This is a genomic window from Microbacterium sp. NPDC055521, from assembly GCF_053619695.1.
On record NZ_JBSHJX010000004.1, the window covers coordinates 79,423 to 94,746 of the forward strand.

Consider the following 15,324-nt stretch of genomic DNA (forward strand, 5'->3'; position numbering starts at 1 on the left):
CGAAGCCGCTCAGACCGCCAGGCGGTAGCCGACCCCGCGCACCGTCTCGATCCACCGGGGCTGCGTGGCCGACTCGCCGAGCTTGCGCCGGAGGTTGGCGACGTGCACTTCGATGGCACGGACGTCGTGCTCGCTCACATAGCTTCCTCCCGCCATACGGTCACCGCGCAGCATCAAGGCGAGCACCTCCTTCGAGACCACGCGACGACCCGAGGTGAGCAGATCCCGGAGGATGTCGAACTCACTGCGGGTGAGCTCGAGCGATGTGTCGTCGGCGGTCACGAGACGCATCGCGGGATGCAGCCGGAGTCCTCTGTGCTCGACCCAGTCCTGTTCGTCGCCGCCGTCGTGCTGCGCGACGGGCGCCGACGCGCTGCCCGGGGCGCTGAGCGACCGCGGCCGGCGCAGCATGGCGTCGATGCGCGCCCGCAGCTCGCGCGGCCGGAACGGCTTGGTCAGATAGTCGTCGGCACCGGACTGCAGTCCCTGCACGGCGTCGATCTCCTCCGCCCGCGCGGTCAGCATGACGATGTAGGTGGTGCTGAACGCGCGGATGCGGCGCGCCGTCTCGAACCCGTCCATGCCGGGAAGACTCACGTCCAGCGTCGTGACGAGCGGGTGGTGTTCGTCGATCAGAGCGATGCCGTCGGCCCCGGTGCCCGCCACGAACACGCGGAACCCCGCCTGTTCGAGCACCTCGCGCACGAGTTCTCTGATGTCCGGATCGTCCTCGATCACCACCGCGTTCTGCGAATCTGCCACGTCGCCTCCCCATTGCCGGAACGATCTCCGGCGCCTGAGATGATAGCGCGAAAACGCATCTACCCGAGTAGCGGGTCGGGACACGCGACCGCGACACGCCCGGGTTTGCGGCACCGGAATCCGCGTGGCAGAATAGACAGGTTCCACATTTCTGCGCTCTTCGTGATGCGCGGAATCACTGTCACGACTGTGCATAGACGGCGACATCCCAAGGATGCTGCAGGGTTCTAGGCCGCGGGCAGCAGAACAACTCCCACTCGAAGACGCGAGCATCCGATGCTGGCGTCTTCATGGTGAAAAGAGAACAGCGGTGCGCAAGTGCCGAAGGCGCGACCAGCGCCATCGAGCGTCCAATGCCCCAGGGTCACCCGGCCCCGGACGGTACGACGCCTATAGAGAGAGAGCAGACAATGGCGGGACAGAAGATCCGCATTCGCCTGAAGTCGTATGACCACGAGGTCATCGACACGTCGGCACGAAAGATCGTCGACACCGTGACCCGTGCGGGCGCGACCGTCGTCGGCCCCGTGCCGCTTCCGACCGAGAAGAACGTCGTGTGCGTCATCCGGTCGCCCCACAAGTACAAGGACAGCCGCGAGCACTTCGAGATGCGCACCCACAAGCGTCTGATCGACATCGTCGACCCGACGCCGAAGGCCGTCGACTCGCTGATGCGTCTCGACCTGCCCGCCGATGTCAACATCGAGATCAAGCTCTGAGGTCCGCCATGGTTGACATCAACGCAAAGATTTCCAAGGGCATGCTCGGCACGAAGCTCGGCATGACCCAGGTCTGGAACGAGAACGGGAAGCTCATCCCCGTGACCGTCATCGAGCTGGCCCCGAACGTGGTCACCCAGGTTCGCACCCCCGAGAAGGACGGCTACAACGCCGTTCAGATCGCCTACGGCCAGATCGACCCCCGCAAGGTCAACAAGCCGCTGACCGCCCACTTCGAGGCTGCCGGCGTGACTCCGCGTCGCCACGTCACCGAGATCCGCACTGCGGACGCCGCTGACTACTCACTCGGCCAGGAGCTCACGCTCGACGCCGTGTTCGAGGCAGGCCAGCTGGTCGACGTCGTCGGCACCAGCAAGGGCAAGGGCACCGCCGGTGTCATGAAGCGTCACAACTTCGCCGGCGTCTCGGCCTCCCACGGCGCGCACCGCAACCACCGCAAGCCCGGCTCGATCGGCGCCTCGTCGACCCCCAGCCGCGTGTTCAAGGGCATGCGCATGGCCGGCCGCATGGGCGGCGAGCGCGTGACCGTCCTCAACCTCACGGTGCACGCCATCGACGCCGAGAAGGGACTCATGCTCGTCAAGGGCGCCGTCCCCGGCGCACGTGGTCGTATCGTGTACGTCCGCAACGCAGTGAAGGGTGCCTGATCCCATGGCTGACTCCACTCTGGCAATCGACGTCCTGTCGGTCGACGGCAAGAAGGCAGGCTCGGTCGAGCTGCCCGCCTCGATCTTCGACGTCGAGACCAACGTCCCGCTTATCCACCAGGTCGTCGTCGCGCAGCTCGCAGCCGCGCGTCAGGGCACCCACGCCACGAAGACTCGCGGCCAGGTGTCCGGCTCCGGCAGCAAGCCCTTCAAGCAGAAGGGCACGGGTAACGCCCGTCAGGGCTCGATCCGCATGCCGCAGCACCGCGGCGGTGGCACCGTCCACGGCCCGCAGCCGCGCGACTACTCGCAGCGCACCCCCAAGAAGATGATCGCCGCCGCCCTGCGTGGCGCACTGAGCGACCGTCTGCGCGGCGAGCGTCTGCACGCGGTCGAGGCCTTCGTCGCCGACAGCACCCCCTCGACCAAGGCTGCGGCCGGCCTGCTGGCCTCCGTCGCTCCGTCGAAGAACGTGCTGGTCGTCATCGAGCGCTCCGACGAGCTGACCACGAAGAGCGTCCGCAACCTCGCGAACGTTCACCTGATCAGCTTCGACCAGCTGAACGCCTACGACGTCGTCGTCTCCGACGACATCGTCTTCACCAAGGCCGCACTCGAGGGCTTCATCGCCTCGAAGACAGGCGCGACCGCAGAGGAGGTCTCGGCATGACCGAGCAGAACGTTCTCGCCACGGCCCTGAACAAGGACCCGCGCGACATCATCCTCGGACCGGTCGTGTCCGAGAAGAGCTACGGCCTGATCGATGAGGGCAAGTACACCTTCCTCGTCGACCCGCGCGCCTCGAAGACCGAGATCAAGCTCGCCATCGAGAAGATCTTCGGTGTCAAGGTGGCCTCGGTCAACACGATCAACCGCGTCGGCAAGGCCCGCCGCACCCGCTTCGGCACCGGCAAGCGCAAGGACACCAAGCGCGCGATCGTGTCTCTCAAGTCGGGTTCCATCGACATCTTCACGGCAGTCGGCTGACCGGGGGATAAGGACAGATAATGGCTATTCGCAAGTACAAGCCCACGACCCCGGGTCGCCGCGGTTCGTCGGTGGCCGACTTCGCCGAGATCACCCGATCGACGCCTGAGAAGTCGCTGCTGCGCCCGCTCTCCAAGACCGGTGGTCGCAACAACCAGGGCCGCATCACGACCCGTCACATCGGTGGTGGCCACAAGCGCCAGTACCGCGTCATCGACTTCCGTCGCAATGACAAGGACGGCATCAACGCCAAGGTCGCTCACATCGAGTACGACCCCAACCGCACCGCGCGCATCGCGCTGCTGCACTACTTCGACGGCGAGAAGCGATACATCCTCGCGCCGACGAAGCTGAAGCAGGGCGACGTCGTCGAGTCGGGTGCCGGCGCTGACATCAAGCCGGGCAACAACCTGCCGCTGAAGAACATCCCCACCGGTACCGTGATCCACGCGATCGAGCTGCGTCCCGGTGGCGGAGCGAAGATGGCCCGTTCGGCCGGCGCCTCGGTGCGTCTGGTCGCAAAGGACGGCCCCTACGCACAGCTGCGTCTGCCCTCGGGCGAGATCCGCAACGTCGATGCGCGCTGCCGCGCGACCATCGGCGAGGTCGGCAACGCCGAGCAGTCGAACATCAACTGGGGCAAGGCCGGCCGCAAGCGCTGGAAGGGCGTTCGCCCGACCGTCCGCGGTGTCGCCATGAACCCGGTCGACCACCCGCACGGTGGTGGCGAGGGCAAGACATCCGGTGGTCGTCACCCCGTCTCCCCGTGGGGCCAGGCTGAGGGTCGTACCCGTCACGCCAACAAGGAAAGTGACAAGTACATCGTCCGCCGCCGCAACGCCGGCAAGAAGCGCAAGTAGGAGTAGAGGAAGATGCCACGCAGTCTCAAGAAGGGCCCCTTCGTCGACGAGCACCTGCTTCGCAAGGTGGTCGGACAGAACGAGTCCGGTACGAAGAACGTCATCAAGACCTGGTCGCGTCGCTCGATGATCATCCCCGCAATGCTGGGACACACCATCGCTGTGCACGACGGTCGCAAGCACATCCCCGTGTTCGTGACCGAGACCATGGTCGGCCACAAGCTGGGCGAGTTCGCGCCCACCCGCACCTTCCGCGGCCACGAGAAGGACGACAAGAAGGGCCGTCGCCGCTGACGCGGTGACGCTCTGGACAGAAACAGAGGAGGAGAACAATGGTGGAATCCATCGCACGCGTCAAGCACATCCGCGTGACCCCTCAGAAGGCTCGTCGTGTCGTCGCGCTCATCAAGGGCAAGCAGGCGCAGGAAGCACTGGCCATTCTGAAGTTCGCACCGCAGGGTGCCAGCGAGCCGATCTACAAGCTCGTGCACTCCGCCATCGCCAACGCGTCGGTCAAGGCCGACCGTGACGGCGAATTCCTGGACGAGCAGGACCTGTACGTGAAGAACGCGTACGTCGACGAGGGCACGACGCTCAAGCGTTTCCGCCCCCGTGCTCAGGGTCGTGCCTCGCAGATCAAGAAGCGCACGAGCCACATCACGGTCGTGCTGGCCACCCCGGAGGTCGCTGAGGCGGCCGCACCGGCGGCCAAGACGAAGAAGGCGAGCAAGTAATGGGCCAGAAGGTCAACCCGTACGGCTTCCGCCTCGGCATCACCACGGACCACGTGTCGCGTTGGTTCTCGGACTCGACGAAGCCGGGCCAGCGTTACGCCGACTACGTCGCCGAGGACATCAAGATCCGTCGTCTGCTGCAGACGCAGCTCGACCGCGCCGGCGTCTCGAACATCGAGATCGAGCGCACCCGCGACCGCGTGCGTGTGGACATCCACACCGCACGTCCGGGCATCGTCATCGGCCGCCGCGGCGCCGAGGCCGAGCGCATCCGCGGTGATCTCGAGAAGCTCACCGGCAAGCAGATCCAGCTGAACATCCTCGAGGTCAAGAACCCCGAGGCCGACGCTCAGCTCGTCGCGCAGGGCATCGCCGAGCAGCTCTCTGCTCGCGTGGCGTTCCGCCGCGCGATGCGCAAGGGTCTGCAGGGCGCTCAGCGCGCCGGCGCCAAGGGCATCCGCATCCAGGTCTCCGGCCGCCTCGGCGGCGCGGAGATGAGCCGCTCGGAGTTCTACCGCGAGGGTCGTGTGCCGCTGCACACGCTGCGCGCGAACATCGACTACGGCTTCTACGAGGCGAAGACCACCTTCGGCCGCATCGGCGTGAAGGTCTGGATCTACAAGGGCGACCTCACCAACAAGGAGCTTGCTCGCGAGCAGGCCAACCAGAAGCCTTCGCGCGAGCGTGGCGACCGTCGTGGCCCCCGTGGCGACCGCGGTGACCGTCGCAACGAGGCTCCCGTCGCAGAAGGAGCGTCTGCCTGATGCTTATCCCTCGCAAGGTCAAGTACCGCAAGCAGCACCACCCGAAGCGTTCGGGCCAGGCCACAGGCGGCACCAAGGTGTCGTTCGGTGAGTACGGCATCCAGGCGCTGACCCCCGCCTACGTGACCAACCGTCAGATCGAGTCCGCTCGTATCGCGATGACCCGTCACATCAAGCGTGGCGGAAAGGTGTGGATCAACATCTACCCCGACCGTCCGCTCACCAAGAAGCCCGCTGAGACCCGCATGGGTTCGGGTAAGGGCTCGCCCGAGTGGTGGGTCGCCAACGTCAAGCCGGGCCGTGTCCTCTTCGAGGTCGCGGGCGTCAATGAGGAACTCGCTCGCGAGGCCCTCACCCGGGCCATTCACAAGCTGCCGCTCAAGGCACGCATCATCAAGCGCGAGGAGGGCGACGCGTAATGGCGATCGGCACCAAGGAGCTCGCACCGAGCGAGCTCGACACGTTCGAAGACCAGCGCCTCGTCGAGGAGCTGCGCAAGGCCAAGGAGGAGCTGTTCAACCTCCGTTTCCAGTCGGCCACCGGCCAACTGGAGAGCCACGGCCGCATCCGCGCCGTCAAGCGCGACATCGCGCGCCTTTACACCGTGATCCGCGAGCGCGAGCTGGGCATCCGTGCGACGCCCGCTCCGGTCGAGGCTCCCGCGAAGGCGAAGAAGAGCAAGGCCAAGAAGGCGGATGCCGCTGACGAGGCCGCTCCGAAGGAGGAGGCCGAGTAATGGCTGAGAAGAAGGCTGCTGACGCCGTGGAGCACGGCGAGCACGATGTCCGCGACGCAGGCGCGCGTGGATACCGCAAGTCGCGCCGTGGCTACGTCGTGAGCGACAAGATGGACAAGACCATCGTCGTCGAGGTCGAGGACCGCGTGAAGCACCCGCTTTACGGCAAGGTCATCCGCGTCACCTCGAAGGTCAAGGCGCACGATGAGAACAACACCGCCGGCATCGGCGACCTCGTTCTCATCAACGAGACCCGCCCGCTGAGCGCCACCAAGCGCTGGCGTCTGGTGGAGATCCTGGAGAAGGCCAAGTGATCCAGAACGAGTCCCGCGTCAAGGTCGCCGACAACACCGGCGCCAAGGAGCTGCTCACGATCCGCGTTCTCGGTGGCTCCAGCCGCCGGTACGCCGGTCTGGGCGACACCATCATCGCGACCGTCAAGGACGCGATCCCCGGCGGCAACGTCAAGAAGGGCGATGTGGTCAAGGCCGTCATCGTCCGCACAGTCAAGTCGACGCGTCGTGCCGACGGTTCGTACATCAAGTTCGACGAGAACGCCGCCGTCATCCTGAAGAACGACGGGGAGCCCCGCGGCACCCGCATCTTCGGACCGGTCGGCCGTGAGCTTCGCGACAAGAAGTTCATGAAGATCGTCTCGCTCGCCCCGGAGGTCATCTGATCATGGCGAAAATCAAGAAGGGTGACCTGGTTCAGGTCATCAGCGGCCGCAAGCAGGACAAGGGCGGCGACCGCGGCAAGCAGGGCAAGGTCCTCGACGTCCTCGTCGGGCAGAACCGCGTTGTGGTGGAGGGCGTCAACTTCGTCACCCGCCACGCCCGTGTCGGCCAGACCCAGCGCGGCACCAAGACCGGTGGCATCGAGACCGTCGAGGCCCCGATCCACATCTCCAACGTCGCTCTCGTCGACCCCTCGACCAAGAAGCCGACCCGCGTCGGACACCGCGTCGAGGAGCAGGTCAAGGACGGCGTGAAGCGCACGGTCCGCGTGCGCTACGCGAAGAAGTCAGGTAAGGACCTCTGATGGCAACGGCAACTGCTGCTGAGACTGGCAAGACCCAGCCTCGCCTGAAGCAGAAGTACAACACCGAGATCAAGAAGGCTCTGCAGGAGGAGTTCGGCTACTCGAACGTCATGCAGATCCCCGGCCTGGTCAAGGTCGTCGTCAACACCGGTGTCGGTGAGGCGGCTCGTGACTCCAAGGTGATCGAGGGCGCGATCGACGATCTCACCAAGATCACCGGTCAGAAGCCCATCGTCACGAAGGCCCGCAAGTCCATCGCGCAGTTCAAGCTGCGCGAGGGCCAGGCCATCGGCGCGCACGTCACCCTCCGTGGCGACCGCGCGTGGGAGTTCGTCGACCGTCTCGTCAACCTGGCGCTGCCGCGCATCCGCGACTTCCGCGGTCTGTCGGCCGACCAGTTCGACGGCAACGGCAACTACACCTTCGGTCTCCAGGAGCAGAGCGTGTTCCACGAGATCGATCAGGACAAGATCGACCGCGTCCGCGGCTTCGACATCACCGTGGTCACGACGGCCAAGACGGACGACGAGGGTCGCGCTCTCCTGCGTGCGCTCGGCTTCCCGTTCAAGGCCGCCGACGCCCCGGCGTAACACCTCGACAGGCTCAGTGGCCCCTGTGGGTCGCTGAGCCTGTCGAAGTGCCCGTACAATTGAAGATTGTGCGTCCGCTCGGGCGCGACTCTCATCGAAGGCCGCCTGTCGTGTAACGGCAGCCGGAACCTCATGATCTAAGGAATCCACTATGACGATGACAGACCCGGTCGCAGACATGCTGACCCGTCTGCGCAACGCGAACTCGGCGCACCACGACTCCGTGACCATGCCGTCGAGCAAGCTCAAGACGAACATCGCCGAGATCCTCCAGCAGGAGGGCTACATCGCCGGCTTCGAGGTCACCGACGCCCGCGTCGGCAGCGACCTCACCCTCTCGCTCAAGTACGGTGCCAACCGTGAGCGCTCCATCGCCGGCATCAAGCGCGTGTCGAAGCCCGGTCTGCGCGTGTACGCGAAGTCGACCGAGCTGCCCAAGGTCCTCGGTGGCCTCGGCGTTGCCATCCTGTCCACCTCCTCCGGTCTTCTCACCGACCGTCAGGCTGAGCAGAAGGGCGTGGGCGGAGAAGTTCTCGCCTACGTGTGGTGATCTGACATGTCGCGAATCGGACGACTTCCCATCGACATCCCCTCCGGCGTGACCGTCTCGGTCGACGGCCGCGAGGTCGCAGTCAAGGGGCCCAAGGGCGAGCTCTCGCTCACCCTGGCCAACCCCATCGAGGTCACGGTCGAGGAGAACCAGGTTCTCGTCACCCGCCCGGACGACGAGCGCGAGTCGCGCTCGCTGCACGGTCTGACCCGAACCCTCATCAACAACAACATCGTCGGCGTCACCCAGGGCTACACCAAGGGCCTCGAGGTCGTCGGCACCGGTTACCGCGTGCAGCAGAAGGGCAACTCGATCGAGTTCGCACTCGGCTTCTCGCACCCGGTCCTGGTCGACCCGCCCGCAGGCATCACCCTGACGGTCGAAGGCACCAACAAGGTGACCGTGAGCGGCATCGACAAGCAGGCTGTCGGCGAGGCCGCTGCCAACATCCGTAAGATCCGCAAGCCCGAGCCGTACAAGGGCAAGGGCGTGCGCTACGCCGGCGAGGTCGTGCGTCGCAAGGCCGGAAAGGCTGGTAAGTAACCATGGCTGTGAAGTCCAAGTCCGCCGCCCGCGCGCGTCGCCACGCACGTCTTCGCAAGAAGATCGTCGGCTCCGACGTCCGCCCGCGTCTCGTCGTCAACCGCTCCGCGCGCCACGTGTTCGTGCAGCTCGTCGACGACGCCAAGGGCCACACGGTGGCATCCGCTTCCACGCTCGAGACCGAACTGCGCTCCTTCGACGGTGACAAGACCGCCAAGGCCCGCAAGGTCGGCGAGCTCGTCGCTGAGCGCGCGAAGGCCGCCGGCGTTTCCGAGGCAGTGTTCGACCGTGGCGGCAACCGCTACGCCGGTCGTGTCGCCGCCATCGCCGATGGCGCCCGTGAAGGGGGGCTGGCACTGTGAGTGACATCAAGGAGAACGAAGTGACCGAAACCGCTCCTGCCGAGGCTCAGGCCGAGCCGCAGCGTGAGCAGCGCGACAACCGCCGTGGCGGTCGCGACCGTGGCCAGAGCCGCGACCGCAACTCGCGCGATCGCGGGGACAACCAGTTCCTGGAGCGCGTCGTCACCATCAACCGCGTCTCGAAGGTCGTGAAGGGTGGTCGTCGCTTCAGCTTCACCGCTCTCGTGGTCGTCGGTGACGGCAACGGTCTGGTCGGCGTCGGCTACGGCAAGGCCCGCGAGGTGCCCCTGGCGATCTCGAAGGGTGTCGAAGAGGCCAAGCGCAACTTCTTCCGCGTTCCGCGCGTCGGCTCGACCATCCCGCACCCCGTGCAGGGTGAGGCCGCTGCAGGCGTCGTTCTGCTGCGTCCGGCCGCTGCCGGTACCGGTGTCATCGCCGGTGGTCCGGTGCGTGCCGTGCTCGAGTGCGCCGGCATCCACGACGTCCTGTCGAAGTCGCTCGGCTCGTCGAACACGATCAACATCGTGCACGCCACGGTCGAGGCTCTGCAGGGTCTCGAGGAGCCGCGCGCCGTCGCCGCTCGTCGTGGCCTCGACTACGACGCCGTCGTGCCGGAGATCATCATCCGCAACGAGGCGAAGGCCGCTGCCGCCGCCGCGCAGAAGGTAGGTGCCTGATGGCTGAGCGCCTCAAGGTCACGCAGATCAAGTCCAAGGTGAGCGAGAAGCAGAACCAGCGCGACACGCTGCGTTCGCTCGGTCTCAAGCGGATCGGCGACTCGGTCGTTCGTCCCGACGACGCTCAGACCCGCGGCTACGTCCGCGCCGTCGCGCACCTCGTCAAGGTTGAGGAGATCGACTAATGGCTGAGAAGAACGAAACCGTCGAGGCTGAGAAGGCCCCGAAGACCGCTGCCAAGAAGCCGGCTGCCGCGAAGGCCGCTCCGGTCAAGGCCGCCGACAAGAAGGCACCGGCCAAGAAGGACGCCGACGCCCCGGCTTCGCGTCCGACCGTGCTGAAGGTGCACCACCTGCGTCCCGTTCCCGGCGCTCACACCGCGAAGACCCGTGTCGGTCGCGGTGAGGGCTCGAAGGGCAAGACCGCCGGTCGTGGAACCAAGGGCACCAAGGCGCGCAACACCGTGCGCCTCGGCTTCGAGGGTGGGCAGATGCCGCTGCACATGCGCACCCCGAAGCTGCGCGGGTTCAAGAACCCGTTCCGCGTCGAGTACCAGGTCGTGAACCTGGCCAAGCTCGCTGAGCTGTACCCCCAGGGTGGCGATGTCACCGTCAGCGACCTGGTCGCCAAGGGTGCCGTGCGCAAGAACGAGAAGGTCAAGGTCCTCGGTGACGGCGACATCTCGGTCAAGCTGACCGTGTCAGTCGACAAGGTCTCCGGCAGCGCCGAGCAGAAGATCGTCGCCGCCGGCGGTTCGGTCAACTGATCAAGCCGCGGTGAACGCTGGGAGGGGTCGGAGATCGTCCGGCCCCTCCTTTGCGTTACCCTGGACTTTCGGCCGTCCTTCCACGTTCGGCAATCCCTTCAGGAGGAACGCCCTTGTTTAGCGCCATCGCGCGAATCTTCCGCACGCCTGACCTGCGGCAGAAGATCCTTTTCACCATCGGCATCATCGCTCTGTACCGTCTGGGCTCGAATGTGCCGGCTCCGTTCGTGAACTTCCCGAACGTCGAGGAGTGCCTCGCTGCCAACGCCGGCACCGACGGCCTGCTCGGACTCGTAAACCTCTTCTCCGGCGGTGCGCTGCTGCAGCTGTCGATCTTCGCCCTCGGCGTGATGCCGTACATCACCGCGACGATCATCACCCAGCTGCTGCGTGTCGTCATCCCGCACTTCGAGACCCTCCACCAGGAGGGCCAGGCCGGCCAGAGCAAGCTCACCCAGTACACCCGCTACCTCACGATCGCACTCGCACTGCTGCAGTCCGCGACCGTGGTGACGGTGGCGCGCAGCGGCCAGCTGTTCGGCCAGACCGATGTCGCCGCCTGCAACAACCTGCTGACCAACGACGTGTGGTGGGCACAGGCGCTCATCATCATCGCGATGACCGCAGGCACCGGCCTCATCATGTGGATGGCCGAGCTCGTCACCGAGCGCGGCATCGGCAACGGCATGTCGCTGCTCATCTTCACCTCGATCGCCGCGACCTTCCCGTCGTCGATGTGGGCCATCTGGGAGGCGAAGGGCTTCGAGACCTTCCTCCTGGTGATGCTCATCGGCATCGTGGTGATGTCGCTGATCGTGTACGTCGAGCAGTCGCAGCGTCGCGTGCCCGTGCAGTACGCCAAGCGCATGGTCGGCCGTCGCACCTACGGCGGCACGAACACCTACATCCCGATCAAGGTCAACATGGCCGGCGTGATCCCGATCATCTTCGCCTCGTCGCTGCTGTACGTGCCGATGCTGATCGCGCAGTTCAACACGCCCGCCGACGGCAGCGAGCCGCCCGCGTGGGTCGCCTGGGTGCTGGCGAACATGGCATCCGGCGACCAGCCGCTGTACATGGCCGCGTACTTCCTGCTGATCATCGGCTTCACCTACTTCTACGTCGCGATCACGTTCAACCCGGTCGAGGTCGCCGACAACATGAAGAAGTACGGCGGGTTCATCCCGGGCATCCGCGCCGGTCGCCCCACAGCGGAATACCTCGATTACGTCATCACCCGCATCACGTTCCCCGGTTCTCTCTACCTGGGCCTCGTCGCGCTGATCCCGCTGATCGCGCTGGCGACGGTGCAGGCCAACCAGAACTTCCCGTTCGGTGGCGCCTCGATCCTGATCATCGTGGGTGTCGGTCTCGAGACGGTGAAGCAGATCGACGCGCAGCTGCAGCAGCGCCACTACGAAGGGCTCCTCCGATGACGTCTTCCGCACGACTGCTGATCGTCGGGCCGCAGGGCTCCGGCAAGGGCACCCAGGGCATCCGCGTCGCCGAGGCACTGAACATCCCCGTCGTCTCGACCGGTGACATGTTCCGTGCGAACATCAAAGAGGGCACCGAGTTGGGGCAGAAGGTCACCGCGATCCTCGACGCCGGTGACCTGGTGCCCGACGAGCTCACCAGCGAGATCGTGCGCGACCGCCTGTCGCAGGACGACGCCCAGGGCGGATTCCTGCTCGACGGCTACCCCCGCAACACGGCGCAGTTGCACCACCTCGATGCGTTCCTCGGCGAGCACGACGCGTCGCTCGACGCAGTGATCCTGCTCGACGTTCCCCGCGAGGAGAGCATCGCTCGCCTCAGCCTGCGTGCCGTGGAGCAGGGCCGCTCGGACGACACCGACGAGGCCATCGCGCACCGTCTCGACATCTACGAGCACGAGACCGCTCCGATCATCTCGGTGTACGAGCAGCGCGGCATCGTCGATCGCATCGACGGCGTCGGCTCCCTCGACGAGATCTCCGAGCGCATCTCGTCGGCCCTCGCCGCACGCGGCATCGGGCAGCTGGTCTGACCCCTCGATGTTCCGCAAGTCGATCTACAAGACACCGGCGCAGCTGCGTTCGATGCTCGAGCCGGGGCTGATCACCGCCGCGGCTCTCGACGCGATCCGCCCTCTGGTGCGGGCGGGGGTCACGACCGCGGAACTGGATGCCGTGGCCGAGCGCACCATCCTCGATCGCGGCGCCGAGTCGAACTTCAAGCTTGTGCGCGGGTACCGCCACACGACGTGCATCTCGGTCAACGAGCAGGTCGTGCACGGCATCCCCGGTGACCGGGTGCTCGAGCCGGGCGACATCGTCTCGATCGACTGCGGAGCGCAGTACCAGGGCTGGAACGGCGACAGCGCCGTGACGTTCGTGGTGCCCGACGACTCGCGTCCCGAGTTGGTGGCGCGCCGCGAGGAGCTCTCCCGGGTCACTGAGGGCTCGCTGTGGGCGGGGGTCGCAGCCATGGCATCCGCGGCGCACATCGGCGATCTCGGAGCGGCGATCCAGGAGTACATCGAAGCGCAGGGTCCCTCCCGTCCTTCGACAGGCTCAGGAACCCAACCTCAGCCGTACGGCATCCTGCGCGAGTACGTCGGCCACGGCATCGGACGCAGGATGCACGAGGCGCCCAGCGTGTTCAACTACCGCACGCCTGATGCCGGCGCCGAGATCCGACCTGGACTGGTGCTCGCCATCGAGCCGATGGTCACGGCCGGGGGAGAGGCGACGTTCATCGAGGACGACGACTGGACGGTCTCGACCGTCGACGGCTCGGACGGCTCGCACTGGGAGCACAGCGTCGCCCGCCACGAGGGCGGCATCTGGGTGCTCACCGCGCCCGACGGCGGCGCCGCGGGCCTCGCGCCCTTCGGCATCACCCCCGTCCCGATCGCCTAGCCGCCGCGCCCGACGGCCGTCCTGCCGCGCTTGCGAGACTTGCGTTCCCGCACGAGACAGCCCTCCCTGAGATCTGTCCCGTGCTGGAACTCAAGTCTCACGAACGATTGCGGCGATCGCGAAGGCTGTGCGCCAGCGTCGCGAGCATGGCCGACTGGATCGGATGTCTGCGCTCCAGTCCCGCGCCCCGGAGGGCGGCGACAAGGGGCTCGACCTTCCCGGCATCCGCGAGATCCCACCGGGCGAAGGGATGCCCGTGCCGACGCAGCCGGTCTTCCCGGCGTTTCTCTTGGCGGAGGTTCGCCGCCGCCTTCTCCGGCTACTCGGAGCGCGTACTGCTCCCAGGGTTTCAGTGTCAGGTAGGGCTTGCGCGGCGCATACAGTCCGCGGCGCACGACCATGTGAGTCGCGCCGCTGATCCTCACACCGAGCATTCGAGCCTCCTCCCGGGTGATCAGGGGAAGCGGCGGCGTCAGCACGGCGCGGAGGAAATGCAGGAAACGCGGGCGGGTCGGACCGGCGGGTTCACATGGCAGGCATAGCGTGCACGCGGCAGAATGGGGGGCGACAATTTTGTGCTGAAGATCGGACTGTCATGGCCCACGCCCAGAGCAAGCCCAACTGGTTCGCCATCGGAATCTCCATCGCCGTCGTCGTCGTGCTGGTCGCGCTGGGGGCGGTCGTCGTCTGGCTGAACAACCAGGCCACCGATGCAGGGCCGGCGCCGACGGGCGACATCGTCAACTCCGAGACGGGTGCCATCACGGTCGGAGAGGGCGAGGATGTCGTCGCGACCTACCTCGACTTCATGTGCCCGGCGTGCAACTCGTTCGAGCAGGCGTACGGCCAGCAGTTGCAGGAGGCCGCCGCCGCCGACAAGCTGACTCTCGAGATCCACCCCATCGCGATCCTCGACCACCTCTCGCAGGGCACGGAGTACTCGTCGCGTTCCGCCGCAGCCATGTACTGCGTCGCCGAGAACAACTCCGACAAGGCGCTCGACTTCCTGAATGCGCTGTTCGCGAACCAGCCTGAAGAGAACTCGACCGGCCTGACCGACGATCAGCTCAAGCAGATCGCCGACCAGGTCGGCGCCGACAAGGCGGCGGGGTGCATCGACGACGGCACGTACCTGAAGTACGGCGCTGCGCAGGCGAAGGCGCACGAGATCAAGGGCACACCGACGATCGAGATCAACGGCAAGCGGCTCGACATCAGCGAGATCAACACCGAGCTCCCGAAGGTGCTGCCCTGATCGAGGGCGGCTCCATTTGCCGCAGCGCCGCAAAGGGTATATCTTAGTTCCTTGGTGCCTTGTGCCTTATTCCGGCGTGTCCGAACGGGCTGCACCACATTCATCACCCACCCACCGCAGATCGGCCGATCTGCAGAAGCGTCAGCGAGGCTATGGCTAAGAAAGACGGTGTCATCGAGATCGAGGGCGTCATTTCCGAGGCGCTGCCCAATGCGATGTTCCGCGTTGAGCTCAGCAACGGACACAAGGTGCTCGCCACGATCTCCGGAAAGATGCGGCAGAACTACATCCGCATCATCCCCGAGGACCGCGTGGTCGTGGAGCTCTCGCCCTACGACCTGACCCGCGGTCGAATCGTCTACCGTTACCGCTGATCGGCCGAGAAGTAACGGCCTGCCCTGCGGGGC

Annotated in this window: 26 protein-coding genes; 25 read left to right on the forward strand and 1 reads right to left on the reverse strand. The window is 66.1% G+C overall.

The genetic code is table 11. From position 1 onward, the window contains the following. Nucleotides 1-9 precede the first annotated feature (9 nt). The gene (locus ACWGSM_RS05590) at nt 10-762 is read right to left on the reverse strand and encodes a response regulator transcription factor (RefSeq protein WP_452321969.1); all 753 of its coding nucleotides are present in this window, start codon (nt 760-762) and stop codon (nt 10-12) included. A gap of 410 nt (nt 763-1,172) precedes the next feature. Between ACWGSM_RS05590 and rpsJ the strand changes: the two genes are divergently transcribed. The 25 genes from rpsJ (at nt 1,173) to infA (ending at nt 15,291) form a co-directional block, all read left to right on the forward strand. Beyond that, nucleotides 1,173-1,481 carry a 30S ribosomal protein S10 gene (gene rpsJ, locus ACWGSM_RS05595; protein WP_017201594.1) on the forward strand — a complete coding sequence of 103 codons (309 nt, stop codon included), beginning with the start codon at nt 1,173-1,175 and terminating at the stop codon, nt 1,479-1,481. A gap of 8 nt (nt 1,482-1,489) precedes the next feature. Continuing rightward, nucleotides 1,490-2,149, forward strand: a complete 660-nt coding sequence (rplC, locus tag ACWGSM_RS05600) for a 50S ribosomal protein L3 (RefSeq protein WP_452321970.1) — start codon at nt 1,490-1,492, stop codon at nt 2,147-2,149. A 4-nt stretch (nt 2,150-2,153) separates the two neighbouring features. Further along, nucleotides 2,154-2,819 (forward strand): 50S ribosomal protein L4, encoded by a 666-nt coding sequence (rplD, locus tag ACWGSM_RS05605; protein ID WP_313355371.1) that lies wholly within the window; start codon nt 2,154-2,156, stop codon nt 2,817-2,819. Beyond that, nucleotides 2,816-3,136: a 50S ribosomal protein L23 gene (gene rplW / locus ACWGSM_RS05610; protein ID WP_099194598.1), complete on the forward strand. Its 321-nt coding sequence runs from the start codon at nt 2,816-2,818 to the stop codon at nt 3,134-3,136. The genes rplD and rplW overlap by 4 nt, the downstream gene beginning before the upstream one ends. Before the next feature lie 20 nt (nt 3,137-3,156). Next, the gene (gene rplB, locus ACWGSM_RS05615; protein WP_336646366.1) at nt 3,157-3,996 is read left to right on the forward strand and encodes a 50S ribosomal protein L2; all 840 of its coding nucleotides are present in this window, start codon (nt 3,157-3,159) and stop codon (nt 3,994-3,996) included. A 12-nt stretch (nt 3,997-4,008) separates the two neighbouring features. Further along, entirely contained in the window at nt 4,009-4,290 is a 282-nt protein-coding gene (rpsS, locus tag ACWGSM_RS05620; RefSeq protein ID WP_071640280.1) for a 30S ribosomal protein S19, read from the forward strand. Nucleotides 4,291-4,328: 38 nt separating this feature from the next. Beyond that, nucleotides 4,329-4,730 (forward strand): 50S ribosomal protein L22, encoded by a 402-nt coding sequence (rplV, locus tag ACWGSM_RS05625; RefSeq protein ID WP_182254257.1) that lies wholly within the window; start codon nt 4,329-4,331, stop codon nt 4,728-4,730. Next, entirely contained in the window at nt 4,730-5,494 is a 765-nt protein-coding gene (gene rpsC / locus ACWGSM_RS05630; protein WP_071640276.1) for a 30S ribosomal protein S3, read from the forward strand. Before rplV ends, rpsC begins: the two co-directional genes overlap by 1 nt. Further along, nucleotides 5,494-5,913 (forward strand): 50S ribosomal protein L16, encoded by a 420-nt coding sequence (gene rplP, locus ACWGSM_RS05635; protein ID WP_452321971.1) that lies wholly within the window; start codon nt 5,494-5,496, stop codon nt 5,911-5,913. The genes rpsC and rplP overlap by 1 nt, the downstream gene beginning before the upstream one ends. Continuing rightward, on the forward strand, nt 5,913-6,230 hold the full coding sequence (rpmC, locus tag ACWGSM_RS05640; protein ID WP_101188489.1) for a 50S ribosomal protein L29: 318 nt from the start codon (nt 5,913-5,915) through the stop codon (nt 6,228-6,230). Before rplP ends, rpmC begins: the two co-directional genes overlap by 1 nt. Further along, nucleotides 6,230-6,544: a 30S ribosomal protein S17 gene (gene rpsQ / locus ACWGSM_RS05645; protein WP_452321972.1), complete on the forward strand. Its 315-nt coding sequence runs from the start codon at nt 6,230-6,232 to the stop codon at nt 6,542-6,544. Before rpmC ends, rpsQ begins: the two co-directional genes overlap by 1 nt. After that, nucleotides 6,541-6,909 (forward strand): 50S ribosomal protein L14, encoded by a 369-nt coding sequence (rplN, locus tag ACWGSM_RS05650; RefSeq protein WP_452321973.1) that lies wholly within the window; start codon nt 6,541-6,543, stop codon nt 6,907-6,909. The genes rpsQ and rplN overlap by 4 nt, the downstream gene beginning before the upstream one ends. 2 nt (nt 6,910-6,911) lie before the next feature. After that, nucleotides 6,912-7,271, forward strand: a complete 360-nt coding sequence (gene rplX / locus ACWGSM_RS05655; RefSeq protein ID WP_452321974.1) for a 50S ribosomal protein L24 — start codon at nt 6,912-6,914, stop codon at nt 7,269-7,271. After that, entirely contained in the window at nt 7,271-7,861 is a 591-nt protein-coding gene (gene rplE, locus ACWGSM_RS05660; protein ID WP_452321975.1) for a 50S ribosomal protein L5, read from the forward strand. Before rplX ends, rplE begins: the two co-directional genes overlap by 1 nt. 151 nt (nt 7,862-8,012) lie before the next feature. Beyond that, nucleotides 8,013-8,411 carry a 30S ribosomal protein S8 gene (gene rpsH / locus ACWGSM_RS05665; RefSeq protein WP_313355390.1) on the forward strand — a complete coding sequence of 133 codons (399 nt, stop codon included), beginning with the start codon at nt 8,013-8,015 and terminating at the stop codon, nt 8,409-8,411. Between the two features lie 6 nt (nt 8,412-8,417). Continuing rightward, nucleotides 8,418-8,954, forward strand: a complete 537-nt coding sequence (rplF, locus tag ACWGSM_RS05670; protein ID WP_452321976.1) for a 50S ribosomal protein L6 — start codon at nt 8,418-8,420, stop codon at nt 8,952-8,954. A 2-nt stretch (nt 8,955-8,956) separates the two neighbouring features. Next, nucleotides 8,957-9,316, forward strand: a complete 360-nt coding sequence (rplR, locus tag ACWGSM_RS05675; protein WP_101188495.1) for a 50S ribosomal protein L18 — start codon at nt 8,957-8,959, stop codon at nt 9,314-9,316. Beyond that, nucleotides 9,313-9,993, forward strand: coding sequence for a 30S ribosomal protein S5 (gene rpsE / locus ACWGSM_RS05680; protein WP_271639519.1), 681 nt, complete (start codon nt 9,313-9,315; stop codon nt 9,991-9,993). The genes rplR and rpsE overlap by 4 nt, the downstream gene beginning before the upstream one ends. Further along, nucleotides 9,993-10,178, forward strand: coding sequence for a 50S ribosomal protein L30 (rpmD, locus tag ACWGSM_RS05685; protein ID WP_071640253.1), 186 nt, complete (start codon nt 9,993-9,995; stop codon nt 10,176-10,178). Before rpsE ends, rpmD begins: the two co-directional genes overlap by 1 nt. Continuing rightward, nucleotides 10,178-10,759, forward strand: a complete 582-nt coding sequence (gene rplO, locus ACWGSM_RS05690) for a 50S ribosomal protein L15 (RefSeq protein ID WP_452321977.1) — start codon at nt 10,178-10,180, stop codon at nt 10,757-10,759. Before rpmD ends, rplO begins: the two co-directional genes overlap by 1 nt. Before the next feature lie 113 nt (nt 10,760-10,872). After that, nucleotides 10,873-12,195 (forward strand): preprotein translocase subunit SecY, encoded by a 1,323-nt coding sequence (secY, locus tag ACWGSM_RS05695; RefSeq protein ID WP_452321978.1) that lies wholly within the window; start codon nt 10,873-10,875, stop codon nt 12,193-12,195. Continuing rightward, nucleotides 12,192-12,788 carry an adenylate kinase gene (locus tag ACWGSM_RS05700; protein WP_452321979.1) on the forward strand — a complete coding sequence of 199 codons (597 nt, stop codon included), beginning with the start codon at nt 12,192-12,194 and terminating at the stop codon, nt 12,786-12,788. Before secY ends, ACWGSM_RS05700 begins: the two co-directional genes overlap by 4 nt. A 7-nt stretch (nt 12,789-12,795) precedes the next feature. Further along, nucleotides 12,796-13,662, forward strand: coding sequence for a type I methionyl aminopeptidase (gene map, locus ACWGSM_RS05705; protein WP_452321980.1), 867 nt, complete (start codon nt 12,796-12,798; stop codon nt 13,660-13,662). Nucleotides 13,663-14,257: 595 nt separating this feature from the next. Further along, nucleotides 14,258-14,917 (forward strand): DsbA family protein, encoded by a 660-nt coding sequence (locus ACWGSM_RS05710; RefSeq protein WP_452321981.1) that lies wholly within the window; start codon nt 14,258-14,260, stop codon nt 14,915-14,917. Nucleotides 14,918-15,069: 152 nt separating this feature from the next. Next, nucleotides 15,070-15,291 (forward strand): translation initiation factor IF-1, encoded by a 222-nt coding sequence (gene infA, locus ACWGSM_RS05715; RefSeq protein WP_017201569.1) that lies wholly within the window; start codon nt 15,070-15,072, stop codon nt 15,289-15,291. Nucleotides 15,292-15,324 lie beyond the last annotated feature (33 nt).